We start from the raw sequence: 5,974 nt of genomic DNA, 5'->3' as shown, positions 1-5,974 counted from the left end.
CTCGTTTCTCCGGCGTCAGCTCTCGACTTTGCATGAGCTCGATATAGCCGGATAAGGAAGAGAGCGGAGTCCGCAGTTCATGGGAGACCGTGCTGACGAGCTCGTTCTTGATTTGGTCCATCCGCTCTTCCTCGGTTCGATTTCGGAAGACGAACAAGAAACCACTGTCGACGCCGACTTGACGCTTCGCGTCCATACCGGTCGCGTACATCTCGTAGTACTGTTCATCCCGGTCGTTCGGTTGCGGAATCGAGAAGCGCATCGATACCTCGTGGGCCGAGCCGTCGAGCAGGAGGTCGACTTTTTTCAACATCTCCGTCCGGTCTCGTTGTCGGAACGTCGTCAAGAGCGGGATGCGCTCTTGCATCTTATTCGGGGCGATGCCGGGCAAGTCGAGCAGACGGCGGGCGTGCACGTTCATGAACAGGACGCTGCCGTTCGATTCGGTCAAGACGAACGCCTCGTTCGACGCTTGTAAAATCGACTGGATGATATCGCGCTGGCGGGCGATGGCGTTCTTCTCGCGCTCGAGCATCCGTTCGACTTTCTTACGGTCGCTAATGTCACGCATGACGGCGACGCGGAGCGTCTGGCCTTGATACGTCACCTCTTTCGGGTACACTTCCATCTCGAGGAACGTGCCGTCCTCGCGTCGACCGATGACTTCGTACGGCGTCTGGATATGGTTGCGGATACGTCGCAAGACGTCGGCCCGGTAGCCTTCGGCGATGAACTCGATTGTCTGGCGACCGACCATGTCTTCAGCGGGGATGCGGAAAATCGTCTCGGCCGCCTTGTTGGCGTCGAGAATCGTCCCGTCCTCATGGAACAAAACGGCTTCGATGACCGACTCAGCGAACATCCGATAGCGCTGTTCTTTATGGAGCAACTCGCCTTTTAACGCAATCTCCGGGCTGACGTCGAAGACGAAGAAGAAGAAGCCGATGACGCGGGCTTGCTCGTAGACGGGATGCATGAACAGCTTCCCGACGAAGTGGGTCCGGTCTTTCCGTTGAAACTTCCATTCGCGGTCGCCACGATCGAGTGCGACGCGGAGCATCTGTTCGAACGATAGCAAGCGTTCGGTCTCGTCCTGGTAATGCGTCCGTTTCTCGCTCAATTCGCGGGACTCGAAGAGGGCGAATGGGGTCATCTCGTATAAGACTTCATGGGGGGCATAGCCGAACAGCTCGGTCGCCCCTTTATTGAATCGGTTGATGAGCAAGTTCGCATCGGTCATGATCATCGCCATGTCGAGCTCCGTATGCATCATCGCTTCGAAGGCGTTATGTTGGACCGTCACCCGCGTATCGAGCGGGAGCGGTTCGATTGAGAGAATATAGACGTCTCCGTTCGGGATGGCGTGGATGCGGATTGTCGGCATCTCGTACATCCAAGGGAGTCCTTGTTCCATCCGGCGCGACAGCTCCATCGTAATCGGGGATTGATTGACCATATGAAAGATGTTTGAACGCGTCTGTAAATCTTCAGGAAATTGTTTTAAGAACGGTCGGTTCGCTTGCACGATCGTGCCGTCTGTTTGAATTAAGGCGACACCGTAAGGCAAAGCATGCAACAGGTCGTTCTGGAGATGCACTCTTTTCTCCATCAACGGGTAATCCCTCCTTCTATAAATCAAACGGGTACATCTTCATACCATTCGACACCTGTGCCTTTGTTTTCCTGCCTAGAGACGGTAAAGTAATAGTGAACGAACGATGGAGAGGACGATGAACGTGAAAGGAATGGGCTTGAGTCTCATACTCGGACTTGTGCTTTGGTGGATGGACGCCCCGGTTTGGGCGATCGTCACGGTAATCATACTTGGTCTCGTCTGGCTCATCTGGCGGAAGCGCCTATCGACGATTGACCGAATCGACCGCATGGACGGACGTGAGTTCGAGTTGTTTTTAGAGGACGTGTTCCACGCGCTCGGCTACAAGGTGACCGTCACACCGGCGTCTCGTGACTTTGGCGCCGACTTGTTGCTCGAGACACCGGACGGCTGGTCAATCGCCGTCCAGGCAAAGCGCTACGAGAAAGTCGTCGGGCTCGAGGCGGTCCAACAAGTGGCGGCGGCCGTTCCATACTATGGGGTGGATGAGGGATGGGTCGTGACGAACTCGTCTTATACGGAAAGTGCCTATGAATTGGCGGCACCAAATCAAGTTCGTCTGATTGCAAGATCAGAGCTCGAGCAACTGTTGAAAGAAGCAGGGTTTAAGCGCTAGGGCAGGCGGTTTTCACATGTTTGTCAAGATGACGGATTGTGTCGAAGAAAAAGGGGTTGTCTTTTTCACGAATAGGTGCAATAATCATCTTCGTCATATGAAATATGTAGTAGTTGAACAGAGAGATTCGGCTACACGAAACAACATTGGGGTTTCACAGAATGACCAACCGGACAAATAGAAAATTCGTGGTTGGAACGTATTAGGAGGAAAAGCGGTGCGCAAATTAATTTATGTAAAAGGTTGCGTCTTTACGCAAGGCGAAGCGACCATTTATGACGAGACAAATGATGCGATCGGATCTGTTCACCGCGACGCGGAAGGCAGTGTCCAAGTGCACAATTTGTCTGGCCGACAAATCGCTCTCGGGAAATATATCCCGAACTGTCAGAAATGGGTCGTGATGAACCACGACGGGCAAGCGATTGGTCAATTGAAAGACAAATTCTCGTTATTCGGGAAAAAGTGTGAGTACAACGTCTATGAACGCGGGCTCTATACGATTCAATACGACGTCGAGCGCTACAAGTTCAGTGTACGCGACAAGGCGGGCAAGTTAGTCGCCGAGCTTCGCAAGCACGAGGACGACAGTTTCTGTCTGACGAAAGAAGCCGACCAGCTCTCGATGTTTGAACTATTGTCGGTCTTGAAGACGCTGAGCGTCAAATCACGGATGCCGCTTGCGGTTTCTATCTGAACGTAACGACAAGCACCAGCCTTCGGGTTGGTGCTTTTCTGTATGCAAAAAACCGCTTCATCACATGAAGCGGCCCAAGTATTGTTTTGCCTCGAGCTCGAGTGTCGTGACGCGGTGGGCGTACAAACAGAGCTTCAAGACGTGGATGATGTTCGGATGGGAGTGTCCCATTTTCTCGACCGAGCGTTTTGCCCGGGTGTCGAGCAAGTCGATTGGACTCGTCGACTTGGCATATTCGGCATATAACCGATAAAAATCGATCGGCGAGATGAAGTCGGCCTCATCACGGTCCGGGTTGTTAAAGATGAGCGCAAGCAGCGAGCTCGTCTCTTCAAGCGAGAACAAGTGCTTCAAGTCGTCGAGCAAATAGATGATTGCCGCCTGTTGCAAGGAATATTTCTTTCCGACGTGCGGGACGCCGATAATTTTACGCACCTCGCGCTTCGTCCAGTTTTGAATCGTGGTCGCCGATAAATGCTCGCCGGTCAACGTGTTGGCGAGAGCGACGATTTGATTGATGGACAGTCCGTTCTTTTCAATATGAAACAAATGGATTTTACGGAGCTCTTTCGGAAAGTGGTCACGGACTTCTTCCGGGAACAAGGCGATGGCCCGATCGACGTCACCAACTTGCATATAGTGAAGGCAGTCCGCCAAAGTTTGAATCGAAATTGCGTCGCGCATAAAGCCACCCTTTCTATAGCCGGCTTCGTTCGCCGTCTATACAGTCATTTGACCTCATTCTACCAAATGTTTGAAAAGGAAGCTAGGTTCAGACCCGATTAAGGTATAATGTAAACGTAGAAAAACTGTAGCTAAAGGTGGTCTATCGATGAATGAATGGGTCAGCTCTATCTTATCGATCGTCATCGTCCTCGTATTCCTCGTCGGACTCGAACAAGTCGGCAAGCGTCTAGGTTGGACGGACGAAACAATTCGTAAAAGTGTACATATCGCGGTCGGCCATTGGTCGCTGCTTGCAGTTTGGTTAATGGAAACTTGGTACGTCGCCGCCGTGCCGCTCGTCTTTTTCACGTTCGCGAACGCGTTCCTTCTTTATAAGAGTCCGTCACCGGTTCATCAGACGGAACGTAAATCGCTCGGCACCGTCTATTATCCGATCGCCTTGCTTGTCATCCTGTTCTTCTTCTTTGAATCAGAGCCGCTCGCCTTTTTGGCAGGATCGCTCGTGTTGGCTTGGGGCGATGGCCTGGCCGCGCTCATCGGTCGCAAGTATGGCACGGTGACGTACGACTTATACGGTCAAAAGCGTTCGTTCCAAGGCAGTATGGCCATGTTCCTCAGTTCATATGCCGTTCTCTTTTTATTATTTTTGTGGGATGATATTCCACTTTGGCAAGTGGTAACATATGGATTCATTATTTCAATCGTTGCCACACTCACAGAAGCAATTTCGTATCGAGATTGGGATAACTTTACAATTCCGATTGTAGTGGCTGTCGCCACATCATTATTGTTGTAAATCTTTTGCTCGATTGTAAAGAAAACGTTTCTTGTCACCCCTGTCAAAGATTTGTATACTGTGTTTCGTACTGAAATCATTCAGTGACGTGCCTGCCTCTCTCTTGACGAACCGAGGCATGCTTTAAAATTGAACGTAAAGGATTGAGGCAACGCATGAGCTTTTTAAATCAACTACTCACTATCATTCCGGCCGATCGCGTGAAGCAAGATGAGCCGCTGTCGGCACACACGTATACAAAATTAGGTGGGCAGGCCGATTATTTCGTGGCCCCGCACACGTATGAAGAAGTTCAAGCCGTGCTTGAGCTCGCCCATCGCGAGAGCGTCCCATTCATGATTCTCGGGTTCGGGTCGAACTTGATTGTCCGTGACGGAGGCCTTCGTGGCATCGTCTTAAACTTGAACGAACTGAAAACGATTCGTCGAGACGGGAATCAACTGATCGCCCAAGCCGGTGCGGCCATCATCGACGTCTCACGTCAAGCGTTGACCGAAGAGTTATCTGGCTTAGAATTCGCCTGTGGCATCCCGGGAACGGTCGGTGGCGCGGTGTATATGAACGCAGGCGCCTACGGTGGAGAAACGAAAGACGTCATCACGAGTGCGGTCGTGTTGTCGCCTGAAGGGCAGCTCATGACACTTACGAAAGACGAGCTCGATCTCGACTACCGGACGAGCCGGATTTCGAAAGACGGGTTGATTGTGCTCGAAGCGACGTTTGAACTCGAGCCGCTCGGCTATGAAGCGATCAAAGACGTCATGGACGACTTGACGTACAAGCGCGAGTCGAAGCAACCGCTCGAGTATCCATCATGCGGTAGCGTCTTCAAACGACCACCGGGCTACTTCGCCGGCAAATTGATTCAAGACTGTGGCCTGCAAGGGAAGCGGATCGGTGGAGCGGAAGTCTCACTCAAACATGCCGGATTCATCGTCAATATCGATGAAGCGACAGCGACCGAGTACATCTCGCTCATCCGTCACGTCCAAGCGACGGTGAAAGAGAAGTTCGAAATCGACTTGGAGCCAGAAGTGAAAATCATCGGTGAAGATATCGCCGTCGAAAACGCATAAGCATGAAAACGCTCGAACCGATTGGTTCGAGCGTTTTTGAATGGGACGAGGACAACAAAAAAGCCGCCAGCAACAATGCCGACGGCTTTACGTTTACGCTTGTAGTTGCTTCGTGATGGCTTCGGCTGGAGCGACAAACGTGTAGCCGAGGTCGCGGGCGACGGCTTCATACGTGACCGTCCCGTCGATGACGTTCAATCCTTTAAGCAAGGCTGCGTTCTCGCGGAGTGCTGGGAAAATCCCTTTTTGTGCGCACTCGACGATATACGGCATCGTCGCGTTCGTCAAACCGAGTGTCGACGTGCGTGGGACGGCACCTGGCATGTTGGCGACGGCATAGTGTTGAACCCCGTAACGCTCGTACGTCGGCGCGTCATGCGTCGTGATATGGTCGATGGTTTCGCAGATTCCGCCTTGGTCGATGGCGACATCAACGATGACCGAACCGGGTGACATCTGTTGGACCATTTCTTTCGTGACGAGCTTC

Annotated in this window: 6 protein-coding genes and 1 pseudogene; 4 read left to right on the top strand and 3 right to left on the bottom strand. The window is 52.1% G+C overall.

Translation table 11 applies throughout. The features are described from left to right. Positions 1-1,609: PAS domain S-box protein (locus DI14_RS07655; RefSeq protein ID WP_034807181.1), on the bottom strand; the 1,609-nt coding region annotated here is incomplete at its 3' end. A 121-nt stretch (positions 1,610-1,730) separates the two neighbouring features. Between DI14_RS07655 and DI14_RS07650 the strand changes: the two genes are divergently transcribed. Both DI14_RS07650 and DI14_RS07645 read left to right on the top strand, forming a co-directional pair. Then, entirely contained in the window at positions 1,731-2,231 is a 501-nt protein-coding gene (locus DI14_RS07650) for a restriction endonuclease (protein ID WP_235193423.1), read from the top strand. Positions 2,232-2,448: 217 nt separating this feature from the next. Then, positions 2,449-2,928, top strand: a complete 480-nt coding sequence (locus DI14_RS07645) for a hypothetical protein (protein ID WP_034807179.1) — start codon at positions 2,449-2,451, stop codon at positions 2,926-2,928. A 60-nt stretch (positions 2,929-2,988) separates the two neighbouring features. Here DI14_RS07645 and DI14_RS07640 read toward each other — a convergent pair whose 3' ends face one another. Beyond that, a complete protein-coding gene (locus DI14_RS07640; protein WP_034807177.1) occupies positions 2,989-3,612 on the bottom strand; it encodes a DUF1836 domain-containing protein in 624 nt (207 codons plus the stop codon). Between the two features lie 148 nt (positions 3,613-3,760). On the opposite strand from DI14_RS07640, the gene DI14_RS07635 reads away from it, so the two are divergent. Both DI14_RS07635 and murB read left to right on the top strand, forming a co-directional pair. After that, positions 3,761-4,411, top strand: coding sequence for a diacylglycerol/polyprenol kinase family protein (locus tag DI14_RS07635; RefSeq protein ID WP_034807175.1), 651 nt, complete (start codon positions 3,761-3,763; stop codon positions 4,409-4,411). A 155-nt stretch (positions 4,412-4,566) separates the two neighbouring features. Continuing rightward, entirely contained in the window at positions 4,567-5,487 is a 921-nt protein-coding gene (gene murB, locus DI14_RS07630; protein WP_034807173.1) for a UDP-N-acetylmuramate dehydrogenase, read from the top strand. 93 nt (positions 5,488-5,580) lie between these two features. On the opposite strand, the pseudogene DI14_RS07625 reads toward murB, so the two are convergent. Continuing rightward, a pseudogene (locus DI14_RS07625) lies at positions 5,581-5,974 on the bottom strand (alanine dehydrogenase); the annotation flags it as partial.

The sequence above is a fragment of the Exiguobacterium sp. AB2 genome, from assembly GCF_000696055.1.
Taxonomy (GTDB): domain Bacteria; phylum Bacillota; class Bacilli; order Exiguobacteriales; family Exiguobacteriaceae; genus Exiguobacterium; species Exiguobacterium alkaliphilum.
The sequence above is the reverse complement of the archived record's forward strand: the minus strand, read 5'-3'. Positions and strand labels throughout refer to the sequence as shown.